The sequence below is a fragment of the Kaistia dalseonensis genome, from assembly GCF_030814715.1.
Lineage (GTDB): Bacteria > Pseudomonadota > Alphaproteobacteria > Rhizobiales > Kaistiaceae > Kaistia > Kaistia dalseonensis.
Genome location: NZ_JAUSVO010000008.1, coordinates 112,101 through 132,885 on the forward strand (window position 1 = coordinate 112,101; position 20,785 = coordinate 132,885).

Consider the following 20,785-nt stretch of genomic DNA (forward strand, 5'->3'; position numbering starts at 1 on the left):
GGGTCAAGGGCAGGGCGTCGAATTTGCGCCTATGCATAGCATTCAGGACGAAACCGCAACATATGGCGGAGCCGCATTCAATTCCGCTTCAGGAACGGCAGGCCTTGGCCGACCACGAGCGGGTCCGGCTTGCCGATGACATCACGGTCACGGCCGGGATAGTCAACTCGATCAAGAACGTGGCGAATGAGATTGAGCCGCGCGCGCTTCTTGTCGTTGGCGAGCACGATGGTCCACGGCGCCGCCTGGTGATGGCAGGCTTCCAGCATCGTATCGCGCGCCTTGGAGTACTCCTTCCACTTGCCGATCGCCGCGTAATCCATCGGCGACAATTTCCAGATCTTGAGCGGATTGTGCCGTCGCTCATGAAAACGCTTCATCTGCATTTCTTGCCCGATATCGAGCCAGAACTTGAACAGGATCGTACCGCTTTCGACGAGCAGGCTTTCAAAGCGCGGCGCCTGGCTCAGGAACTGCTTGTTCTCCTCCGGCGTGCAGAAGCCCATCACCGGCTCGACGCCGGCGCGATTGTACCAGGAGCGATCGAACGTCACGATCTCGCCCGCAGTCGGCAGTTCGGCGACATAGCGCTGGAAATACCATTGGCCGCGCTCGGTCTCGGTCGGCTTCGGCAATGCCACGTCGCGCGCGACGCGCGGATTGAGATACTGGCGGAAGGCGAAGATCGCGCCACCCTTGCCGGCCGCGTCGCGGCCTTCGAAGACGAGGACGAGCTTCAGTCCCTTCTCGATCACGTGATGCTGAAGCTTCACGAGCTCGATCTGCAGTGCCTGGAGATCCTCGTCATATTTGCTGCTTTTCAGCGGCTTGTCATAGGGATAGCCGCCCGATTTGAAGGCGCTTTCCTCGATCCAGGCCGGCAGGACGGGGTCGTCGAGATCGAAGCTGCCGAGCTTGGTGTCGATCGGCGCCGCATCGACGGTCGGCTGCAATTGCTTGGGCAGCGTGTTCGAGGGCGGCTGAGGCTCAGGGGTGGCCGGGGCAACGGGCCCGCCAGCGGTCCCTTCGGGCTTCGACGTTGCCGTGCTCGCGGGCGCGCTTTCGGACGTCGCGCCGGCCGCGGCCTTGGCTTCCGCCTTCGCCTTCTTCTTCTCCGACTGGGCCATGAGCGTCCCGCTCCCTCGCATGGTCTTTCTATGAACGGGCGATTCTGTCACAGACGTCATCGATTTGTCCCGCTTCGCATACGATCATCCCTTCAGGATTTAGTCGGTACGATGGCGAAGCACGCATGAGGATCCATCCTGGACGGCGATATGGATGACGTTGAGCAGAAGACGAATGATGACGATGCGCCGGCTGGCCCGCCCGGCTTCGTCGCCCGCCTGGCCGATGCGCGGGGGCTTCTGCTCGCCGTCGCGGCCGTTTTGTTGCTCTTCTGCCTGCTGCGGCTGATCGCGGCCGGGCCGGCGCTGGGGCTCTGGGTCGTCATTGCCGTGCTGAGCGGCCTGTTCCCGCGCGTCCATGGCGATGCACCGGCTCGTCTCGCGCGCCGACAGCCGCCTTCCGTCTGGCCTGACACCGGCGTCAAGCGCATGGCGGACGCGCTGCCGGAGCCCTGCATCATCCTCGATCGCCGCGGCGTCGTGCGCTATGCGAATGCGCTCGCCGAAGCCACCTTTCCGACACGGCCGGGCGATCCCCTCACATTCCGGCTGCGAGCGCCCGATTTCGTCGCCGCGTTCGAGCGCGTGGCGGCCGGCGGGCGGCCGGAGCGCGTGGACTTTCTCGAGCGCGTCCCGACGGAGCGCTGGTACAGCGCCTGGTTTGCGACGATGCAGCCCCGCGACGGCGAGGACCGTTCTGGCTTCGTGGTGCTGATCTTCTCCGACATGACGGAACGGCGGCGCAGCGAGAAAATCCGCGTCGATTTCGTCGCCAATGCCAGCCACGAGCTGCGCACGCCGCTCGCCTCGCTCGCCGGCTTCATCGAGACGCTGCAGGGGCCGGCGCGCGAGGATGCCGCGGCGCGTGAGCGCTTCCTCGGCATCATGCACGAGCAGGCGACACGCATGAGCCGTCTCATCGACGATCTGCTCTCGCTCTCTCGCATCGAGATGAAGGCCCACATGCGCCCGGAGGACCCGGTCGACCTCGTTGCTGTGCTGCGCGGCGTCGTCGATGCGCTGGAGCCGCTCGCCCGCGATCTCGGCGTGACGATCGAGCTGCAACTGCCGGATGCGCCCGTCATCGTGAAGGGCGATCGCGACGAACTCGTTCAGGTCTTCCAGAACCTCGTCGAGAACGCCTGCAAATATGGACAGTCCGGCAAGCGTGTGGTGGTGACGCTGGCAAGCTCCGCCTCACGCGAGGTGATCACGGTCTCGGTGCGCGATTTCGGCCCTGGAATCGCGGCCGAGCACTTGCCACGGCTGACGGAGCGGTTTTATCGTGCCGATGTCAGCCAAAGCCGCAACCAGCGCGGAACCGGCCTCGGCCTCGCGATTGTCAAGCACATCGTCAATCGCCACAAGGCCAGATTGCGCATCGAGAGCACGACGGGCGAGGGCGCATCCTTCAATGTCGAGTTTCCGGCGCCGGCTTTGATCTCCAATCCGGTCGAAGAGAAAAACGACAAGACCTGACAATAGGTTACGTTGTCATAAAACTGTGGCCCATGTGTCATAGAAGCATTACCTGCAGCCTCTAGGTTCCGCACGCGGCTTGATCCGGAAGGGTCGTCGCAGGCGAAATTTAAGTCGCGGAACCCTCAACAGGGAGATGTCAGGTGAGACTCTCGAATATCGTCATGGCGGCAGGTCTTGTCGCTGCCGCTATCGGCTTCGGCTCGGCCCAGGCGGCCGATATCTCCGGAGCGGGCGCGACCTTCCCGTATCCGATCTATGCAAAGTGGGCTGACACCTACAAGAAGGAGACCGGCATCGGTCTCAACTACCAGTCCATCGGTTCGGGCGGTGGCATCAAGCAGATCAAGGCCAAGACGGTGACCTTCGGCGCGTCCGATGCCCCGCTGAAGCCGGAAGAGCTCGAGAAGGCCGGTCTGGTCCAGTTCCCGACCGTCATCGGCGGCGTCGTTCCGATCATCAATCTCCCGGGCATCAAGCCGGGCGACATCACGCTCGACGGCCAGACGCTGGCTGACATCTTCCAGGGCAAGATCACGACCTGGAACGACGAAGCGATCAAGAAGCTCAACCCCAATGTCGACCTGCCGGCCACCGCGATCGCGGTTGTTCACCGTTCGGACGGCTCGGGCACCAGCTTCGTGTTCACCACCTACCTGTCGCAGGTCAGCAAGGCCTGGGCTGATGGCGTCGGCGCCGCTTCGGCCGTCGAATGGCCGGTCGGTCTCGGTGCCAAGGGCAATGAAGGCGTCGCCGCTGGCGTCGGCCAGACCAAGGGCGCGATCGGCTACGTCGAATACGCCTATGCCGCCCAGAACGGCATGACCTTCACCAACCTGATCAACAGGGACGGCCAGAAGGTCGCTCCGGAATCGGCGAACTTCGCCGCGGCCGCTGCGAATGTCGACTGGGCCAACACCCCCGGCTACTACGTCATCCTGACGAACGAGCCCGGTGCCACGTCCTGGCCGATCACCGCCGCCACCTTCATCCTCGTCTACAAGAAGCCGGATGATGCGGCTGCCGTTGCCGAGGCGCTGAAGTTCTTCTCGTGGGCTTACGAGACGGGCGACCAGGCCGCTGCCGACCTGCACTACATCCCGCTGCCCGACAATGTCGTCGCCTCCATCAAGGAGACCTGGGCCAAGGAGATCCTTGGCGCTGACGGCAAGCCGGTCTTCGCGGGCAAGTAGGATCGCTCGATCGATACAGGGGGAGGGCGTTTTCGCCCTCCCCCGCATTCTTCAACATGTTTGCTCAGCATAGTTGCTCCGAAGACGGAGCCCGGGAGGCGACATTGGTCGATGCGGCGATGACGGGTTTGCGGAGCACAGGCGTCGATAGCGCCAAGCTCAAGCGTATGAATAGCTTCCGCGTCGGGGACGCGACCTTCCGCGGATTGACCTTCGGTGCGGCGCTGCTTGTGCTGCTTCTGCTCGGCGGCGTGATCATCTCGCTGATCCATGGTTCGATCCCCGCCTTTTCGGCTTTTGGTCTCGACTTCCTGACGACGCAGTCCTGGAATCCGGTCACCGAGAAATTCGGCGCGCTCGCCCCGATCTACGGCACGATCGTCACCTCCATCATCGCCCTCGTCGTCGCCGTGCCCGTCGGCATCGGCATCGCCATCTTCCTGACCGAGCTCTGCCCGCCCGTGCTGAAGCGTCCGATCGGCGTTGCGATCGAACTGCTCGCCGGCATCCCGTCGATCATCTACGGCATCTGGGGCCTGTTCGTCTTCGCTCCCTTCTTCCAGACCGAGATCCAGCCGGTCCTGATCGACATCTTCGGCAATATCCCCGGCCTGTCCAGCGTCTTCGCCGGCCCGCCCTACGGCATCGGTGTCCTGACCGCAGGCTTCATCCTCGCCATCATGGTGCTGCCCTTCATCACCTCGATCACCCGCGACGTGTTCGACACCGTCCCGGCCGTGCTCAAGGAGGCCACCTATGGCCTCGGCTGCACCACGGGCGAGGTCGTCACCAAGGTCGTGCTGCCCTATTCCCGCGTCGGCGTGATCGGCGGCATCATGCTCGGCCTCGGCCGCGCCCTCGGCGAGACCATGGCGGTCACCTTCGTGATCGGCAATGCCCACAAGATCTCCGCGTCGATCATGGCGCCGGGCACGACCATCTCCGCCTCGATCGCCAATGAATTCACCGAAGCCGTCGGCGATCTCTACACCTCCTCGCTGATCGCGCTTGGTCTCATCCTCTTCGTGATCACCTTCATCGTCCTGGCCTGTGCGCGCCTCATGCTGATGCGCATGAACGCCAAGGCCGGCAACTGAGGCACGCGACAATGGCAACGCTCGGAACATCGGCGGTTTCCACGCCCACGGCTCAGGCGATCTATCGCCGCCGCCGTCGCGGCAACGGGATCCTGCTCACCTTCTCCTTCGCCGCGACAATCTTCGGCCTCGCCTGGCTGGTGCTCATCCTCGCAGCCCTGCTCTATAACGGCTTCAGCGGCCTGTCGCTCTCGGTCTTCACCGAGACGACGCCGCCGCCCGGCTCGGCCGGCGGCCTGCTGAACGCCATTGTCGGCAGCTTGATCATGACCGTCGCCGGTGTCCTGATCGGTACGCCGATCGGCATCCTCGCCGGCACCTACATGTCGGAATATGGCCGCCACAATCAGTTGACCACCGTGGTGCGCTTCATCAACGACATCCTGCTGGCCGCGCCCTCGATCGTCATCGGTCTCTTCGTCTATGAGGTCGTCGTGGCGCCGATGGGGCATTTCTCGGCCTTCGCCGGTGCCATCGCGCTGGCCATCCTGGTGATCCCGGTCGTCGTCCGCACCACCGAGGATATGCTCAACCTGGTGCCGAACACGCTGCGCGAAGCCGCCAGCGCGCTGGGCCTGCCGCGCTCGATCGTGATCCGCAACATCGCCTACAAGGCGGCCATGTCGGGCATCGTGACCGGCGTGCTGCTCGCCATCGCCCGCGTCAGCGGCGAGACGGCGCCGCTGCTGTTCACCGCGCTGAACAACCAGTTCTGGAGCACCAATCTGAACGGACCGATGTCGTCGCTGCCGGTGACGATCTTCCAGTTCGCGCTCTCGCCCTATCCCGATTGGCAGAAGCTCGCCTGGAGCGGCGCGCTGCTGATCACCATCACCGTCCTGGCGCTCAATATCGTCGCGCGCGCCTTCCTTAGCCCGAGGACCTCGAAATGACGCAGACCGCCACGACCCAGAACGGACTGGCCGAGAAGGTCTCGATCCGCAACCTGAAGTTCTTCTACGGCCAGAACCTGGCGCTGAAGTCGATCAACCTGCCGCTCTACGAGAAGAAGGTGACGGCGTTCATCGGACCGTCGGGCTGCGGCAAGTCCACGCTGCTGCGCATTCTGAACCGGATGTACGACCTTTATCCGAAGCAGCATGCCGAGGGTGAAGTGCTGTTCGACGGCGGCAACATCCTGAATCCGGGCCAGGACCTCAATCTCCTGCGCGCCCGCATCGGCATGGTGTTCCAGAAGCCGACGCCCTTCCCGATGTCGATCTATGACAACATCGCGTTCGGCGTCCGTCTCTACGAGAATCTCGGCAAGGCCGAGATGGATGCGCGCGTCGAATCCGCACTGACCCGCGCCGCGCTCTGGAACGAAGTGAAAAACAAGCTGACCGCCAGCGGTCTCAGCCTGTCGGGCGGCCAGCAGCAGCGCCTCTGCATCGCCCGCACGATTGCGGTTCGCCCGGAGGTCGTGCTGATGGATGAGCCGTGCTCGGCGCTCGACCCGATCTCGACCGCCAAGATCGAAGAGCTGATCGACGAGCTGACGGCCGATTACACGATCGCGATCGTGACGCACAACATGCAGCAGGCCGCGCGTGTCTCCGACTATACGGCGTTCATGTATCTCGGCGAGCTGATCGAGTTCGACGAGACGCAGAAGATTTTCACCGCGCCGAGTGACAAGCGTACCCAGGACTACATCACCGGACGCTTCGGCTGATCGGGCCGGACAGGAGGACGAAATGTCGGAACATACCGTTTCCCGATACGACGACGAACTCAAGGACATCGCCCGCCGCATCGCCGAGATGGGTGGCATGGCCGAGCGCCTGGTCGATCATGCCGTCACGGCGCTGACGCGGCTCGACACGACGATCGCCAATTCGGTTATCTCGGACGACAAGCGGCTCGACCTGCTGCAGCGTGAATGCGAAGAGCAGGCGATCCTGATCATCGCCCGTCGCCAGCCCATGGCGATGGACCTGCGCGAAGTGATCGGCGCGCTGCGCATCTCCAACGATCTGGAGCGGATCGGCGACCTCGCCAAGAACATCGCCAAGCGCGTCATCGCGCTTGACGGCCAGTTCCAGTCGAAGCGCTTCATGACCGGCGTCGAGCACATGGCCGAGCTCTCGCTCGCCCAGCTCAAGGATGTCCTGGACGCCTACGCGCTGCGCGACGTCAAGCAGGCCTTCGAAGTCTGGAAGCGCGACGCCGAGATCGACCAGATGTACACCTCGCTCTTCCGCGAGCTGCTGACCTACATGATGGAAGATCCGCGCAACATCACCTTCTGCACGCATCTTCTCTTCTGCGCCAAGAATATCGAGCGCATCGGCGATCACACCACCAATATCGCCGAGACGATCCAGTATGCCGTCACCGGCGAGCTTCTGCCCGACGAGCGGCCGAAGCACGACGATTCGAGCATTACGACTGTTCCCTACGAGACGACCTGACCGTTCGCTTGAGCGGTCGAGGCGTGATGCTTGAGACGAGACTTGGCTAGGATGATCGAATGACCCCCCGCGTGATGATCGTCGAGGATGAGGAGGCGTTGAGCCTCCTCCTTCGCTACAATCTGGAGGCCGAGGGCTATTCCGTGGAGGTCGTCCCGCGCGGCGACGACGCTGAAACGCGGCTGCGCGAGACGGTTCCGGACCTGCTTCTGCTGGACTGGATGCTGCCGGGTATTTCCGGCATCGAGCTTTGCCGCCGGCTGAGGGCGCGCGACGTGACGCGGACCTTGCCCGTGATCATGCTCACCGCCCGCGGCGAGGAGCAGGAGCGGATCCGCGGTCTCGCCACTGGCGCCGATGATTATGTGGTGAAGCCCTTCTCCGTGCCGGAATTGATGGCGCGTGTGCGGGCGATCCTGCGCCGTTCGCGCCCCGAGGTTATCGCCTCGCTGCTGCGGGCCGGCGACATCGAGCTCGATCGCGAGACGCATCGCGTCCGCCGGTCGGGGCGCGAGCTGCGCCTTGGGCCGACCGAGTTCCGCCTGCTCGAATTTCTGATGAAGAGTCCCGGCCGCGTCTTCTCGCGCGAGCAATTGCTCGATGGCGTCTGGGGTCGCGACGTCTATGTCGACGAGCGCACGGTCGACGTCCATATCGGCCGCCTGCGCAAGGCGGTCAATCGCGGCCGCACGAAGGACCCGATCCGCACGGTCCGGGGCGCCGGCTATGCGTTCGACGACCAGTTCGTAACCGTGAACTGACTACGGACGGCCGCGGCAGCGCCTCGCTGCCCGTCTGTTGCCGTCGTCTGATCATTCCTCCGCAGACATTCATTCCGCACGCGATATCGAGGTTGCCGGGCAAGTCCCGGCTATCTCGTTTGCGCGCGATCTCGCCATGGCTGCCCGGCGGCGGGCGGCGAGCGCATGCCCGAGGAAGGCCCGAAAACTTACGCCGGAAGCGGACACAAAAAAGCCCGGGCCGCTTGTGCGACCCGGGCTCTCAAATTCCCCCGTCTCGGCCCTGTCAGGCGCCGACAACCTTGCGCTCGCGGCGCCGGTCATGAACCGGCTGGTAGGCGATGCGGGCGTGATAATCGCAATAAGGCACGCCGATCTTCGAGTTGCAGCCGCAGAAATGGAAACCGTCGGTGTTGGGATCGCCGATCGGCCATTTGCAGGTCTGCTCGGTCAGCGTCAGGATGGTGGCATGCAGGCTGATCGGCACGACGACATCGTCGCTTTCCGACATGCGCGGCAGCCGTCGCGGTTCCGCAACGAGCTGGCCCACCGGCTTCAGCGCGGTGTTGCCCGCGACCATCGGCCTTATCGTCGTGGCCGGTCGGCTCGTCGCCGTCGATCGGCCATTGGTGGTCGAAGGTTTGCGGGCGCGAGCCACCGGTGTCGAAGCCGGCTTGGCACGTCCCGAGAGACTCAGGCGATGCACCTTGCCGATAACGGCATTGCGCGTTACGCCGCCGAGCTCTGTTGCGATTTGACTGGCGCTGAGGCCGTCGATCCAAAGCTTCTTGAGCAACTCAACCCGTTCGTCCGTCCAAGTCATTCGTGTGTCCTTGTCCGTCGGAGCGATGGTCAGAATCCTTCCATGTCCGCCGTTCGCTACTCCGAGCGGCGCTGCGACATGATACATGGATCGGGGGGAGACAACCGCTCGATATGTCGTATCTTAACAATCATTAAGATACTATATGGCCGGACTCCGTGACAAGAGTCGGCGGGAATCTGAGACGGTGATCTTGCGCTTTTCCCCAACTTCGGCCTTCGGGCGTGATCATTGAGTCGCGTCAATCGGTTAGCCGACTTGTTCGGCCAGAAACCGGGGATTCCGTTGACACTAATCGTCATGACCGTGATATAAGGGCAACGCAAAAAGGTGCTGCCCGGCGCGTCGGCCTCGGGTGGCACCTTTGATTTTTAGGCACCCTAGTTCCGTGGTTAGACCCGAGGAGGGGATATGAGCGCCCCCGAGACCAGCGTATCCAAGCCCAACACCACCCTTTTCGACACGTTCGCGCGTGCTCCGCTGGAGTTCGAGCGAGGCGAGGGGGCTTGGCTCTATACGCGAGATGGGGATGCCTATCTGGATTTCTCCGCCGGCATCGCGGTGAACTCGCTCGGCCATGCCAATCCGGTCCTGGTGCAGGCTCTGACCGAGCAGGCGCAGAAGCTCTGGCACACCTCGAACCTGTTCCGCATTCCGGGGCAGGAGCGCCTCGCCGACCGCCTTGTGGCGGCGAGCTTCGCCGACAAGGTGTTCTTCGCCAATTCGGGCGCCGAGGCCAACGAGGCCGCGATCAAGACGGCGCGGCGCTATCATTATGTGAGCGGCCATCCCGAGCGCTTCCGCATCCTGACGATCGAGGGCGCCTTCCACGGGCGTACGCTCGCGACGCTGGCCGCTGGCGGCCAGCAGAAATATCTGGAGGGCTTCGGCCCCAAGGCGGACGGCTTCGACCAGGTTCCGTTCGGCGATTTCGACGCCATCAAGGCCGCCGTGACGCCGGAGACGGCGGCGATCATGATCGAGCCGATCCAGGGCGAGGGCGGCGTGCGCGCCTTCCCGAATGCCTTCCTGCGCGATCTGCGCACGTTCTGCGACCAGCAGGGCCTGCTCCTGATCATGGACGAGGTCCAGACCGGCATCGGCCGGACTGGCAAGCTCTTCGCCTATGAATGGACGGGGATCACACCCGACATTCTGACCTCGGCCAAGGGCATTGGTGGCGGCTTCCCGATCGGCGCGTGCCTTGCCACGGCCGAAGCGGCCAAGGGCATGACACCCGGAACGCATGGCACGACCTTCGGCGGCAATCCGCTCGCCATGGCCGTTGGCAACGCCGTGCTCGACGTGGTGCTCGCCGATGGCTTCCTCGATCATGTCCGCGAGACCGGGCTTTATCTGAAGCAGCGCCTTGCGTCGCTGGTCGACCAGCATCCGACCATTCTTGACGGCGTGCGCGGCGAGGGGCTCCTCGTCGGCATTCATGGCGTCAGGCCTGTTCCGGAGATCGTCGCGGCGCTGCGCGGGCAGCATCTGCTGGTCGCCGGTGCGGGCGAGAACGTCATCCGCCTGCTGCCGCCGCTCACCGTCGGCCGCGCCGAGGTCGATGCTGCAATCGAGAAACTGGACGCGGCCTGTTCCGCGCTCGAGGCTGCGGCGGACGCCGCGCGTCTCTCGGCCTGATCGGGTTTGTCATGGTTCGTCATTTTCTCGACCTCACCGATTTCGATTCCGAAACCCTCAGGACCGTCATGGACGGCGCCAAGCGGCTGAAGGCCTCGCGCGATGGTGCGCGCGACGGCGTCGGCCCGCTTGCGGGCAAGGTCCTGGCCCTGATCTTCGAGCAGCCCTCGACGCGTACGCGCGTGTCCTTCGATGTCGGGATGCGTGAGCTCGGCGGCCAGACGCTGATGCTCACCGGCGCCGAGATGCAGCTCGGCCGCGGCGAGACCATCGCCGATACGGCCCGCGTCATGTCGCGCTATGTCGACGGCATCATGATCCGCATCCTGGATCATGATGCGCTGACGGAGCTTGCCAGGAACGCGACCATCCCGGTCATCAACGGGCTGACGCGCCGCTCGCATCCCTGTCAGGTCATGGCCGACATCATGACCTTCGAGGAGCATCGCGGCCCGATCGCCGGCAAGACGGTGGCCTGGCTCGGCGACAGCAACAATGTCATGGCCTCCTGGGTTCATGCCTCGGCGCGCTTCGACTTCAAGCTGAAGATCGCGACGCCGCCCGAACTCGCGCCGGCGCACAAGCTGCTCGACTGGGCGCGCACCAATGGCGGCGAGGTGATTGCCGGCGAAGATGCGCAGGAAGCGGCCGATGCGGCCGATTGCATTGTCACCGACACCTGGGTTTCGATGGGCGATAACGAGGCCGAGCGCCGGCATAATCTCCTGAAGCCATATCAAGTGAACGGCCGCCTTATGGCGCGCGCGAAAAAAGACGCCATATTCATGCACTGCCTGCCCGCCCATCGCGGGGAGGAGGTCACGGCTGAAGTCATGGATGGCCCGCAATCGGTCGTCTTCGACGAGGCGGAAAACCGTCTTCACGCGCAAAAAGGCATTCTTGCCTGGTGCATGGGCGGTCCGGAGACGTTCTGATGACGAATATTGAAGATTTCGGCCCCGGCTCGATCGCGCCGGCCGGCGTTGATGCCGTTCTGCCGTTCCAGGTCGAAGGGCTCGACGTGCGCGGCCGCTCGATCCAGATGGGGCCGGCGCTGTCGACCCTGCTCGACCGCCACAATTATCCGCTGCCGGTGTCGAAGCTGCTCGGCGAGGCGGTGGTGCTGGCCGTGCTGCTCGGCTCCTCGCTCAAGTTCGAGGGCCAGTTCATCCTGCAGACGCAGACGGACGGGCCGGTCGACATGCTGGTCGTCGATTTCCGTACGCCCGGCGATCTGCGCGCCTATGCGCGCTTCGATGCCGAGAAGGTCGCGGAGATGGAAGCGGCCGGCACGCTCGAGCCCGCCCTGCTGCTCGGCAATGGCATCCTCGCCATGACGATCGACCAGGGCGAGAATACCAGCCGCTATCAGGGCATCGTCGCCCTCGATGGTTCCTCGCTCGAAGATGTCGCGCATACCTATTTCGAGCAGTCGGAACAGATCCCGACCGCTGTTCGCCTTGCCGTCGCCGAGATGATGACGCGCGAGGACGGCAAGGTCACGCATAGCTGGCGTGGCGGCGGCCTGATGGTTCAGTTCCTGCCGGAATCCGAGGATCGCATGCGTCACCGCGATCTTCCTGGCGGTGATGCGCCGTCCGACTTGGATTTCGAACTGGACGAGGACGATGCCTGGGTCGAGGCGCAGTCATTGGTCGCGACGATCGAGGATCATGAGCTGATCGATCCCGATGTCTCGACCGAGCGGTTGCTCTATCGCCTGTTTCACGAGCGAGGCGTCCGCGTCTTCGAGGCGACCGCCGTCCAGGATCATTGTTCCTGCTCGCGCGAGCGGATCGAGGGTGTGCTGCGGAGCTTCTCGGCCGAGGAGATCACGGAATCGATCGAGGATGGCGAGATCACCGTGACTTGTGAATTCTGCGGCCTGGTCTATCGCTTCGATCCGGCCGAATTTTCGAACTGAACCGATGCGATAGCGGCCGCGGCATGTCCGTGGCCGCCCAGCCGCAGGTCGATCAGCCTCAGTGCACCACGCGCGGGGCGTTCGGCATGTCGAGCGAGAAGGCCGGAATATCGACCGAGAAGAGCTCGCCCGTCTCAGTCTGCATCTGGTAGGTGCCGACCATGATGCCCGAGGGCGTCGTGAGCGGGCAGCCGCTCGTATATTCGAAGCTCTCGCCGGGTTTCAGCGTCGGCTCCTTGCCGACCACGCCGATCCCCCGCACTTCCTCCGTCCGGCCCGAGGCATCGGTAATGCGCCAGCAGCGCGAGCGCAGCTGGACGTTCTCGACGCCGAGATTGAGGATCTCGATCGTATAGGCCCAGACATAGCGGCCTTCACCCGGCGACGACTCGTCCTCGATGAAGCTCGGCTGCACGGTGACCTGGATCGATCGCGTCACTGAGCGGTACATCTGGATACTCCGGCGGTTTCACTGCGCTCTTAATCGCTTCAGGGGGCGAGCGTCAATCGCGTCCCGTCACGGCGGCAAAATTGGCGCCCTTGCCAGTTGGCGGCGAAAGGTTTTCAGCCGATCATGGCTCGGCTAGATTGAATCGTCGGCAAATCAAAAACATGGCGCCTGGCGCCGGACGTGACAGGAGAGCGCTTCGATGCTCAAGGAATTTCGCGAGTTCGCGCTGAAGGGCAACATGGTCGATCTGGCCATCGGTATCATCATCGGCGCGGCCTTCAGCGGGTTGGTGAATTCGATCGTCAACGACATCTTCCTGCCGATCGTCGGGCGCATCACGGGCGGCATCGATTTCTCGAACAAGTTCATCCAGCTGGCCGGCGAGCCGCAGGCGACGCTCGATGCTGCGCGCAAGGCCGGTGCGACGATCGCCTATGGCAATTTTATCACCCTGCTCATCAACTTCCTGATCGTCGCCTGGATCCTGTTCATGGTCGTCAAGGGCATGAACCAGCTGAAGCGCCAGCAGGCCGAAGCGCCCAAGCCGACCGAGACCCCGGAAGACATCCTGCTGCTGCGCGAAATCCGCGACGCCATCAAGAAATAGCCCGTTCCAACACGATCGAGCCATGTGACGGCGGTCACAGCGCCCGCCGATCGCCTGTGTTTGTCTCTTCGACCGCCTTGTTTTGAAGCGTACCGGCCCGGGCGATCCGCTACGGCTCCGGTTCCTGGAAATCTGGAAAGTTCAGTGTCCGCCCAGCCCGCCCCGAGCCGCCTGCGATCCGAAGCGACAAATGCCCCCGAAAGCGGCATTGTCGAAGTGTTCAATTACGGCCGCGACCGACCGGGATTGATCCCGCTCTGGGTTGGCGAGGGCGATCTGCCGACGCCGGATTTCATAGCCGACGCGGCGCGCGCCAGCCTTTCCGAAGGCGAGACCTTCTACACCTATCAGCGTGGCATTCCGGAGCTTCGCACCGCGCTCGCCCGCTATCATGCGCGCGTCTTCCACAAGCCGTTCGATCCCGAGCGTTTCTTCGTGACGTCGGGCGGCATGCCGGCGATCCAGATCGCGCTGCGCATGGTTGCGGGCGAAAGTGACGAGGTGGTCGTTCCCACTCCGGCCTGGCCAAACTTCGCCGCCGCTGCCGAGATTGGTGGTGCGCGCACGGTCGCCGTGCCAATGAGCTTCGGCAATGCGGGCTGGATGCTCGATCTCGATCGCTATTTTGCCGCCGTGACGCCGCGCACCACTGCGCTGTTCCTGAACTCCCCCTGCAACCCGACCGGCTGGACGGCGACCCGTGAAGAACTGATCGCCATCCGCGATTTCGCGCGGGCGCGGGGCCTCTGGATCATTGCCGACGAGGTCTATAACCGCTTCTTCTACGAGGCCGACCGGGCTCCGTCCTTCTATGACATAGCCGAGCCGGACGAGCGCATCCTCTACGTCAACACGCTCTCCAAGAACTGGGCGATGACGGGTTGGCGCGTCGGCTGGCTGTCGGCGCCGCCAGAGTTGGGGCAGGTCGTCGAGAACCTGATCCAGTATTCGAGCTCCGGCACCGCGAAGTTCATGCAGCGTGGCGCAGTCGCCGCGATCGAGCAGGGCGACGCCTTCATCGACTTTCAGATCGAGCGGGCAAAACGGGCTCGCGAAATCGTCTGCGCTGGATTGGAAGCCACGGGTCGCGTGCGCTTCAGCTGGCCGGCCGGCGCGTTCTATCTGTTCTTTTCCGTCGATGGTGAGCCGGATACCCGCAAGCTCGGCCTCCGCCTGGTCGACGAGGCCAATGTCGGCCTCGCGCCGGGCGACGCTTTCGGACCCGGCGGCGCGGGCTATATGCGCATGTGTTTCCTGCGCGATCCTGCCCAATTGACCGAGGCGACGGAGCGCCTCGCGATCTGGCTGGCACGCGGCTGACGACGAACAGGGCCGGGGCCGTGCAAAGAGTGGCGGCCCGCCCGATTCATCAATGCGCAGAGGCCGGTTGAATCCACCCTCTCGGGTGGTTCAGCCGGCATGCGGTATTGAAATGTCGAGAACGAATGGCGGCGATATCAACCGCCAGCCGACGAGACCGCGATCCGCGTGATGCCGTCGACGGAATCCCGACGATTGAGCTGCGACGGCGCTGTGCGGCCGAGCGGCAGCCAGAGGCGGTGCCAGACATCGACGAGCGCGTCGCGCAGGCCCTCGATCAGCGCCTCGTCATGGCAGGGCGTCGGCGTGATGCGCAGCCGCTCCGTGCCGCGCGGCACGGTCGGGTAGTTGATCGGCTGGATATAGATGCCGTGCTCCTCGAGCAGCATGTCCGAGGCCTTCTTGCAAAGGTCCGGATTGCCGACGAAGAGCGGCACGATATGCGTCTCGGACGGCATGACCGGCAAGCCGGCCGCGATCAGCACTTCCTTGGTCCGCTGCGCGTGGCGCTGCTGCAATTCGCGCTCTGTCTGTGAAGTCTTGAGATGGCGGATCGAAGCGGTCGTCGCGGCGGCGATCGCAGGCGGCAGCGCGGTCGTGAAGATGAAGCCCGGCGCGTAGGAGCGCACGGCGTCGACGACGGCGCGGCTGGCCGTGATATAGCCGCCAAACGTGCCGAACGCCTTGGCCAGCGTGCCCTCGATCACGTCGATCCGGTGCATGACGCCGTCGCGCTCGGCAATGCCGGCGCCGCGGGGGCCATACATGCCGACCGCATGGACCTCGTCGATATAGGTCATGGCGCCGTACTTCTCGGCGAGATCGCAAATGCCCGCGATCGGCGCCACGTCGCCATCCATTGAATAGACGCTCTCGAAGACGATCAGCTTGGCGCGGCCGGGACCGGCCTCCTTCAGCAGCTCTTCGAGATGGCCGAGGTCATTGTGGCGGAAGATGCGCTTTTGCGCGCCCGAGCGGCGCACGCCTTCGATCATCGAGGCGTGGTTCAGTTCGTCCGACAGGATCAGGCAGTCCGGCAGCAGCCGGGCCAGCGTCGAGATCGCAGCGTCGTTCGAGACGAAGCCTGAGGAGAAGACGAGGCCGGCTTCCTTGCCATGCAGGTCGGCGAGCTCATGCTCGAGCTCGACCAGCGGATGGGTGTTGCCTGAAATATTGCGCGTGCCACCGGCGCCCGTGCCCATGCCCTGAGCCGTCGCGACCATGGCGCTGACGACATCGGGGTGCTGGCCCATGCCGAGATAGTCGTTCGAGCACCAGACTGTGATCTCGCGCGGACCGCGCTCGGAACGCCAGATGGCGTGCGGGAAACGACCGACAATGCGTTCCAGATCGGCGAAGACGCGATAGCGCTTCTCGTTGTGGAGAGCTTCGATCGCGTCCACGAAAAATGATTGGTAGTCCATCAAGGGGCCCGCTGATTGGATAGGTTCCAAACTAGCGAAGGACTAAAGCCGAGTCCAACACGAGTTCGCCACGGCGGCATTCAACTTCACGTCACTAACCATGCGCAACATCGCGCCGCCATGGCGCAATTTACCGCATAGGACGTTCTGTCCTCGCCGCCAACAGCTTACGGATGGCGATGGCCGCGTCGCTTGATTCACATCAAACGGCGCGGCGGAACGTCGTTGATTGGCGGCGGGGGCGGCCCTCAGAAGGCGCGCTTGTAGCCGAAGGCGATGTTCATCTTGTCGCCCTTCATGCCCGATCCCGTATCCTTCCAGCTGTAGCCGGCATTGGTGTAGACCGAATTATAGCTGTCGATCGCATAGGTGACGCCGGTCGAAACCTTGGGCGTGATCCATTCATAATCGAATGCATCGCGATAACGCAGGTTGAACGCGTTCCAGGTCCACTGCGAATTGAGTTTCAGATCGCCGGCCAGATAGAACGCATAGTAGAGCGCGTTCGAATCCTTGTTGTCGCCGAGCCCCGTCGCGTCCCAGGTGTCGCCGAGCGCGACCGACGGCGTCAGCGTGAACTTGTCGAACTTGAACTTATAGCCTGCCGATGCCTCGGCATAATATTGCTGCGTGTCGTTTTCCTTGAGCGTCGCCTGGAGCGAGCCGCCGATCACCCAGACGCCGCCGAATGTGTGCGAGAGGCTGGCCTTGATCGCCGTATCGGCATAGTTGCCGATCGCGTTCGAGCCGCTGGAGCTCGCATAGAATTCCGGATTGACCTCGATGCCGAAGGTCGTCGTCGGCGCCGCCGTGGGCGCGGCAATCGCGCCATCGGGCATCTGCACGGCGCCGAGATCGGCTGCAACGGCCGGGAATGCACCGAGGAGCAGCGCTCCCGCAGAGAGAATGCCAAGTGCTCGTATCATGGATATCGTTCCCAATCAGGCATCGAACAGCCTCCGGCCGGCCTGAGGTCCCACCCCAGGGATGGTCGGCTCCATCACCCCGTGAAACGGCCTATCCGAGGCACAAGAACGATATGTGACAGACCGGTGGCGGCGGGCCACCGGTCTCGAATCTGCGCGTTCGTGCGATTTTTGCCGCTATGCCTGATCGAGCGCAAGCGAGATATCCTCGACGAGATCTTCAGGATCCTCGAGGCCGATCGAAAGGCGCAGCATGCCCTGCGTGATGCCGTAGCCGAGCCGCGCCTCCTCGGAGAGGCGCTGGTGCGTCGTCGTCGAGGGGTGCGTGATCAGGCTCTTGGCATCGCCCAGATTGTTCGAGATCTTGACGATCTCGAGCGCGCTCGCGACGCGGAACGCCGCCTCCTTGCCGCCATCGACCTCGAAGGCGATCAGCGTCGAGCCGGCGCGCATCTGCTTCTTGACGATATCGGCCTGCGGATGATCGGCGCGGCCCGGATAGATCAGCTTGGAGACCTTGGGGTGGGCCGCGATGACATCGGCGATGCGCGCGGCGCTCGATGTCTGCCGCTGGACGCGCACTTCCATCGTCTCGAGGCCCTTGAGGAGAACCCAGGCATTGAACGGCGACAGGCTCGGGCCGGTCTGGCGCAGGAAATTGTGCAGGTGATCGTCGATATAGGACTGGTCGGCCGACAGGATGATGCCGCCCAGCACACGGCCCTGGCCATCGATATGCTTGGTGGCCGAATAGACGACGATGTCGGCGCCGAGCGCGATCGGCGACTGCCAGATCGGCGTTGCGAAGACATTGTCGACGACGAGGCGCGCGCCGGCCTCATGGGCGATCTTGGCGACCTCGGCGATATCGATCACTTCGAGCGTCGGATTGGTCGGGCTTTCCAGGAAGAAGGCCTTGGTGTTCGGCTTCACCGCGTCGCGCCATTGGTTCAGATCCGTGCCGTCGACGAGCGTCGAGGTGACGCCGAAGCGTGGCAGCAATTCCTCGACGACGTAGAGACAGGACGAGAACAGCGCCTTGGCGGCCACCACATGGTCGCCGGCCTTCAGCATCGAGACCAGCGCAGCCGTGACGGCGGCCATGCCGCTCGCGGTTGCGCGCGCGGCGACGGCGCCTTCGAGGAGGCGCATCCGCTCTTCGAACATGAAGACGGTGGGATTGGAGAAGCGCGAATAGATGAAGCCCGGATCCTCGCCATTGAAGCGGGCCTCGGCCGCCTCTGCCGTCTCATAGGCGAAACCCTGCGTCAGGAAGATCGCCTCGGACATCTCGCCGAACTGCGAGCGGAGCGATCCGCCATGGACGAGTTCGGTGGCAGGGCGACGACGGCGAGGAGCTTTGTTTTCGGACATTCTCTCTGATCCCGGATACGAAAAACCCGACCGCGGGGTCGGGCAAAAAGATCGGGCAACGGAGAATCCGCAACCGACCTTTTTAGCGACCTTGTTTAACGTGGCGGCAAGCCGGTCGGCTCAAATGACCACGGTAGTAGACGTTTTGATAGGCCTGTTGCCCCGTCACGTCAACGAGACTTTGCCGCGCCGTGGCCGAGGTGCTTGCTGCATCCGGCCCTGTCGCCTATGGGAAAGGGGCGTGGAGACGGAGCAGGCATGACGGGCGCTATCAATATCGGGATTCTCTCGGCTGGGCAGATCGCGGCGGAAGTGGCACAGGGCCATATTCTCACCGAACGTCCGCTCGATGCCGACCAGATCCAGCCCGCGAGCCTCGATCTGCGCTTGGGCGCGGTGGCCTATCGCGTCCGCGCCAGTTTCCTTCCCGGCCCGAACGTGCTGGTGAAGGATCGCCTCGCCGAGCTGACGCTGCACGAAATCGACCTGACCCAGGGTTCCGTGCTCGAAACGGGTTGCGTCTATATCGTGCCGCTGCTCGAAAGCCTCGCGCTGACGCCGGATATCCAGGCCTCGACCAATCCGAAATCCTCCACGGGCCGTCTCGATATCTTCACACGCGTCATTACCGATCGCGCCCAGTCCTTCGATACGATCGGTGCCGGCTATAGCGGGCCGCTCTATCTGGAGGTCAGTCCGCGCACGTTCCCGATCGTCGCGCGCACCGGGTCGCGTCTGTCGCAGATTCGCTTTCGCCGCGGCGATACGCACCTTACCGACGAGGCGCTCGCGGCGCTCAATGCGCGCGAGCCGCTGGTCGATGGCGCGTTTCGCGCCTCGGGCGGGCTGCTGCTCTCGATCGACCTGAAGGGCGGCGACGACGGCATTCTCGGCTATCGCGCCAAGCGCCACACCGGCGTGGTCGATGTCGACAAGCGCGCCGGCTATGACGTGCTCGATTATTGGGAGCCGATCCCGACGCGGGGCCGCGCCGAGCTGATCCTCGATCCGGACCAGTTCTATATCCTCGTCTCGCGCGAGGCCGTGCATGTTCCGCCGGATTATGCTGCGGAAATGGTCGCCTTCGACCCGCTGGTCGGCGAATTCCGCGTCCATTATGCCGGCTTCTTCGATCCCGGCTTCGGCCACAGCGCCGCCGGTGGCGCCGGCAGTCGGGCGGTGCTGGAAGTGCGCAGCCATGAGGTGCCATTCATCCTCGAGCATGGGCAAACGGTGGGCCGGCTGGTCTATGAGACCATGTCGGAAAGGCCGGCCGTTCTCTATGGCGCGGGCCTCGGCTCGAACTATCAGGCGCAGGGCCTGAAGCTCTCGAAGCATTTTCGCTGAACGTCTCTTCGTCGCCGACAGATCCTTGCCCTTGAAGCCGCGGCTGATCCATGCTCACTCGGCATGCTTCGCGTCGGGGAGGGATCGATCGTGGATGTGGGGGTAGACGGCAAGGTCCTGCTGGTGACCGGCGGCACGCAGGGGATCGGCCGGGCCATCGCGCTGCAGGCAGCGCGCGCACGGGCCGAGGGCGTGATGATCACGGGCCGCAATTCGAAACGCGGCGCCGCCGTGGCGGCCGAGATCGAGGCGCTCGGCGTCGAGGCGGGCTTTGTCGATGCGGCGCTCGATGATCCGGATGCGCCGATGATGATCGTCCAGGCGACGCTCGATCGCTTCGGCCAGATCGACGGGCTCGTCAATGCGGCCGCCGTGACGGATCGCGGCTCGATCGCCGAAGCGGATATCGATTTCTTCGACCGCATGTTCGCCGTCAATACGCGTGCGCCGATGTTCCTGATGCAGGAACTCATCCATCATCTGCGGGAGCGGCGCGAGCCGGGCGCGATCGTCAATATCCTCTCCGTCAACGCTCATGGCGGCACGGCGGATCTCGGCGTCTATTCCGCGAGCAAGGCGGCGCTTGCCGTCATGACCAAGAACGCCGCCTATTCGCATCGCTATGACCGCGTGCGCGTCAACGGCATTCTGCTCGGCTGGGCCGATACGCCGGGCGAGCGCGACATGCAGGCCCTCACGCTCGGCAAGGGCGAGGGCTGGCTCGCCGAGGCCGAGGCCGGCCAGCCATGGGGGCGGCTGATCAAGCCGGAGGACGTTGCGCGGCTCGCCCTGTTCCTCCTGAGCGACGCCTCGATCCCGATGACGGGCGCGCTCATCGACCAGCAGCAGGACTATGTGCTCGGCGTCCGCGACTGACCGTTGCCCCGAGAACGCGCCC

20 protein-coding genes and 1 riboswitch are annotated in these 20,785 nt (G+C 64.0%); of the genes, 14 read left to right on the forward strand and 6 right to left on the reverse strand.

All coding sequences use genetic code 11. The features are described 5' to 3' along the window. Positions 1-77: 77 nt before the first annotated feature. Positions 78-1,127 carry a polyphosphate kinase 2 gene (ppk2, locus tag QO014_RS23855; protein ID WP_266351282.1) on the reverse strand — a complete coding sequence of 350 codons (1,050 nt, stop codon included), beginning with the start codon at positions 1,125-1,127 and terminating at the stop codon, positions 78-80. A gap of 150 nt (positions 1,128-1,277) precedes the next feature. Between ppk2 and QO014_RS23860 the strand changes: the two genes are divergently transcribed. The 7 genes from QO014_RS23860 (at position 1,278) to phoB (ending at position 8,071) form a co-directional block, all read left to right on the forward strand. After that, positions 1,278-2,606 carry an ATP-binding protein gene (locus QO014_RS23860; protein ID WP_266351283.1) on the forward strand — a complete coding sequence of 443 codons (1,329 nt, stop codon included), beginning with the start codon at positions 1,278-1,280 and terminating at the stop codon, positions 2,604-2,606. Positions 2,607-2,770: 164 nt separating this feature from the next. Next, positions 2,771-3,799 (forward strand): phosphate ABC transporter substrate-binding protein PstS, encoded by a 1,029-nt coding sequence (gene pstS / locus QO014_RS23865; RefSeq protein ID WP_266351374.1) that lies wholly within the window; start codon positions 2,771-2,773, stop codon positions 3,797-3,799. Between the two features lie 119 nt (positions 3,800-3,918). After that, positions 3,919-4,896: a phosphate ABC transporter permease subunit PstC gene (gene pstC, locus QO014_RS23870; RefSeq protein ID WP_266351284.1), complete on the forward strand. Its 978-nt coding sequence runs from the start codon at positions 3,919-3,921 to the stop codon at positions 4,894-4,896. Between the two features lie 11 nt (positions 4,897-4,907). Further along, on the forward strand, positions 4,908-5,789 hold the full coding sequence (pstA, locus tag QO014_RS23875) for a phosphate ABC transporter permease PstA (protein WP_266351285.1): 882 nt from the start codon (positions 4,908-4,910) through the stop codon (positions 5,787-5,789). Then, on the forward strand, positions 5,786-6,571 hold the full coding sequence (pstB, locus tag QO014_RS23880; protein ID WP_266351286.1) for a phosphate ABC transporter ATP-binding protein PstB: 786 nt from the start codon (positions 5,786-5,788) through the stop codon (positions 6,569-6,571). The genes pstA and pstB overlap by 4 nt, the downstream gene beginning before the upstream one ends. Before the next feature lie 22 nt (positions 6,572-6,593). Next, positions 6,594-7,310, forward strand: a complete 717-nt coding sequence (gene phoU, locus QO014_RS23885; protein ID WP_266351287.1) for a phosphate signaling complex protein PhoU — start codon at positions 6,594-6,596, stop codon at positions 7,308-7,310. 59 nt (positions 7,311-7,369) lie between these two features. Next, positions 7,370-8,071: a phosphate regulon transcriptional regulator PhoB gene (phoB, locus tag QO014_RS23890; protein ID WP_266351288.1), complete on the forward strand. Its 702-nt coding sequence runs from the start codon at positions 7,370-7,372 to the stop codon at positions 8,069-8,071. A gap of 265 nt (positions 8,072-8,336) precedes the next feature. On the opposite strand, the gene QO014_RS23895 is transcribed toward phoB, so the two are convergent. Beyond that, the gene (locus QO014_RS23895; RefSeq protein ID WP_266351289.1) at positions 8,337-8,873 is read right to left on the reverse strand and encodes a GcrA family cell cycle regulator; all 537 of its coding nucleotides are present in this window, start codon (positions 8,871-8,873) and stop codon (positions 8,337-8,339) included. Between the two features lie 411 nt (positions 8,874-9,284). Between QO014_RS23895 and QO014_RS23900 the strand changes: the two genes are divergently transcribed. Genes QO014_RS23900 through QO014_RS23910 form a run of 3 tightly spaced genes read left to right on the forward strand, consistent with a single transcriptional unit; the run spans position 9,285 to position 12,438 of the window. Further along, on the forward strand, positions 9,285-10,514 hold the full coding sequence (locus QO014_RS23900) for an aspartate aminotransferase family protein (protein ID WP_266351290.1): 1,230 nt from the start codon (positions 9,285-9,287) through the stop codon (positions 10,512-10,514). 11 nt (positions 10,515-10,525) lie between these two features. Continuing rightward, positions 10,526-11,449 (forward strand): ornithine carbamoyltransferase, encoded by a 924-nt coding sequence (gene argF, locus QO014_RS23905; RefSeq protein WP_266351291.1) that lies wholly within the window; start codon positions 10,526-10,528, stop codon positions 11,447-11,449. Next, on the forward strand, positions 11,449-12,438 hold the full coding sequence (locus QO014_RS23910; RefSeq protein ID WP_266351292.1) for an Hsp33 family molecular chaperone: 990 nt from the start codon (positions 11,449-11,451) through the stop codon (positions 12,436-12,438). Before argF ends, QO014_RS23910 begins: the two co-directional genes overlap by 1 nt. 58 nt (positions 12,439-12,496) lie before the next feature. Here the strand turns inward: QO014_RS23910 and apaG are convergent, their stop codons facing one another. Next, entirely contained in the window at positions 12,497-12,889 is a 393-nt protein-coding gene (gene apaG, locus QO014_RS23915; protein ID WP_266351293.1) for a Co2+/Mg2+ efflux facilitator ApaG/CorD, read from the reverse strand. 199 nt (positions 12,890-13,088) lie between these two features. Between apaG and mscL the strand changes: the two genes are divergently transcribed. Both mscL and QO014_RS23925 read left to right on the forward strand, forming a co-directional pair. Then, the gene (gene mscL / locus QO014_RS23920; RefSeq protein WP_266351294.1) at positions 13,089-13,496 is read left to right on the forward strand and encodes a large conductance mechanosensitive channel protein MscL; all 408 of its coding nucleotides are present in this window, start codon (positions 13,089-13,091) and stop codon (positions 13,494-13,496) included. Positions 13,497-13,640: 144 nt separating this feature from the next. Beyond that, complete coding sequence (locus QO014_RS23925; RefSeq protein WP_266351295.1) at positions 13,641-14,816, forward strand: pyridoxal phosphate-dependent aminotransferase; 1,176 nt, start codon at positions 13,641-13,643, stop codon at positions 14,814-14,816. Positions 14,817-14,953: 137 nt separating this feature from the next. Here QO014_RS23925 and hemA read toward each other — a convergent pair whose 3' ends face one another. The 3 genes from hemA to QO014_RS23940 form a co-directional block, all read right to left on the reverse strand. Then, positions 14,954-16,240: a 5-aminolevulinate synthase gene (hemA, locus tag QO014_RS23930; RefSeq protein ID WP_266351296.1), complete on the reverse strand. Its 1,287-nt coding sequence runs from the start codon at positions 16,238-16,240 to the stop codon at positions 14,954-14,956. A gap of 248 nt (positions 16,241-16,488) precedes the next feature. Further along, positions 16,489-17,166, reverse strand: a complete 678-nt coding sequence (locus tag QO014_RS23935; protein ID WP_266351297.1) for a hypothetical protein — start codon at positions 17,164-17,166, stop codon at positions 16,489-16,491. A 177-nt stretch (positions 17,167-17,343) separates the two neighbouring features. Then, a complete protein-coding gene (locus QO014_RS23940; protein WP_266351298.1) occupies positions 17,344-18,540 on the reverse strand; it encodes an O-succinylhomoserine sulfhydrylase in 1,197 nt (398 codons plus the stop codon). Positions 18,541-18,601: 61 nt separating this feature from the next. Further along, positions 18,602-18,682, reverse strand: a riboswitch (SAM riboswitch). A gap of 116 nt (positions 18,683-18,798) precedes the next feature. On the opposite strand from QO014_RS23940, the gene QO014_RS23945 reads away from it, so the two are divergent. Both QO014_RS23945 and QO014_RS23950 read left to right on the forward strand, forming a co-directional pair. Further along, positions 18,799-19,887 carry a 2'-deoxycytidine 5'-triphosphate deaminase gene (locus QO014_RS23945; RefSeq protein WP_266351299.1) on the forward strand — a complete coding sequence of 363 codons (1,089 nt, stop codon included), beginning with the start codon at positions 18,799-18,801 and terminating at the stop codon, positions 19,885-19,887. A gap of 90 nt (positions 19,888-19,977) precedes the next feature. After that, positions 19,978-20,763 carry an SDR family oxidoreductase gene (locus tag QO014_RS23950; protein WP_266351300.1) on the forward strand — a complete coding sequence of 262 codons (786 nt, stop codon included), beginning with the start codon at positions 19,978-19,980 and terminating at the stop codon, positions 20,761-20,763. The last annotated feature ends 22 nt before the right edge of the window (positions 20,764-20,785 follow it).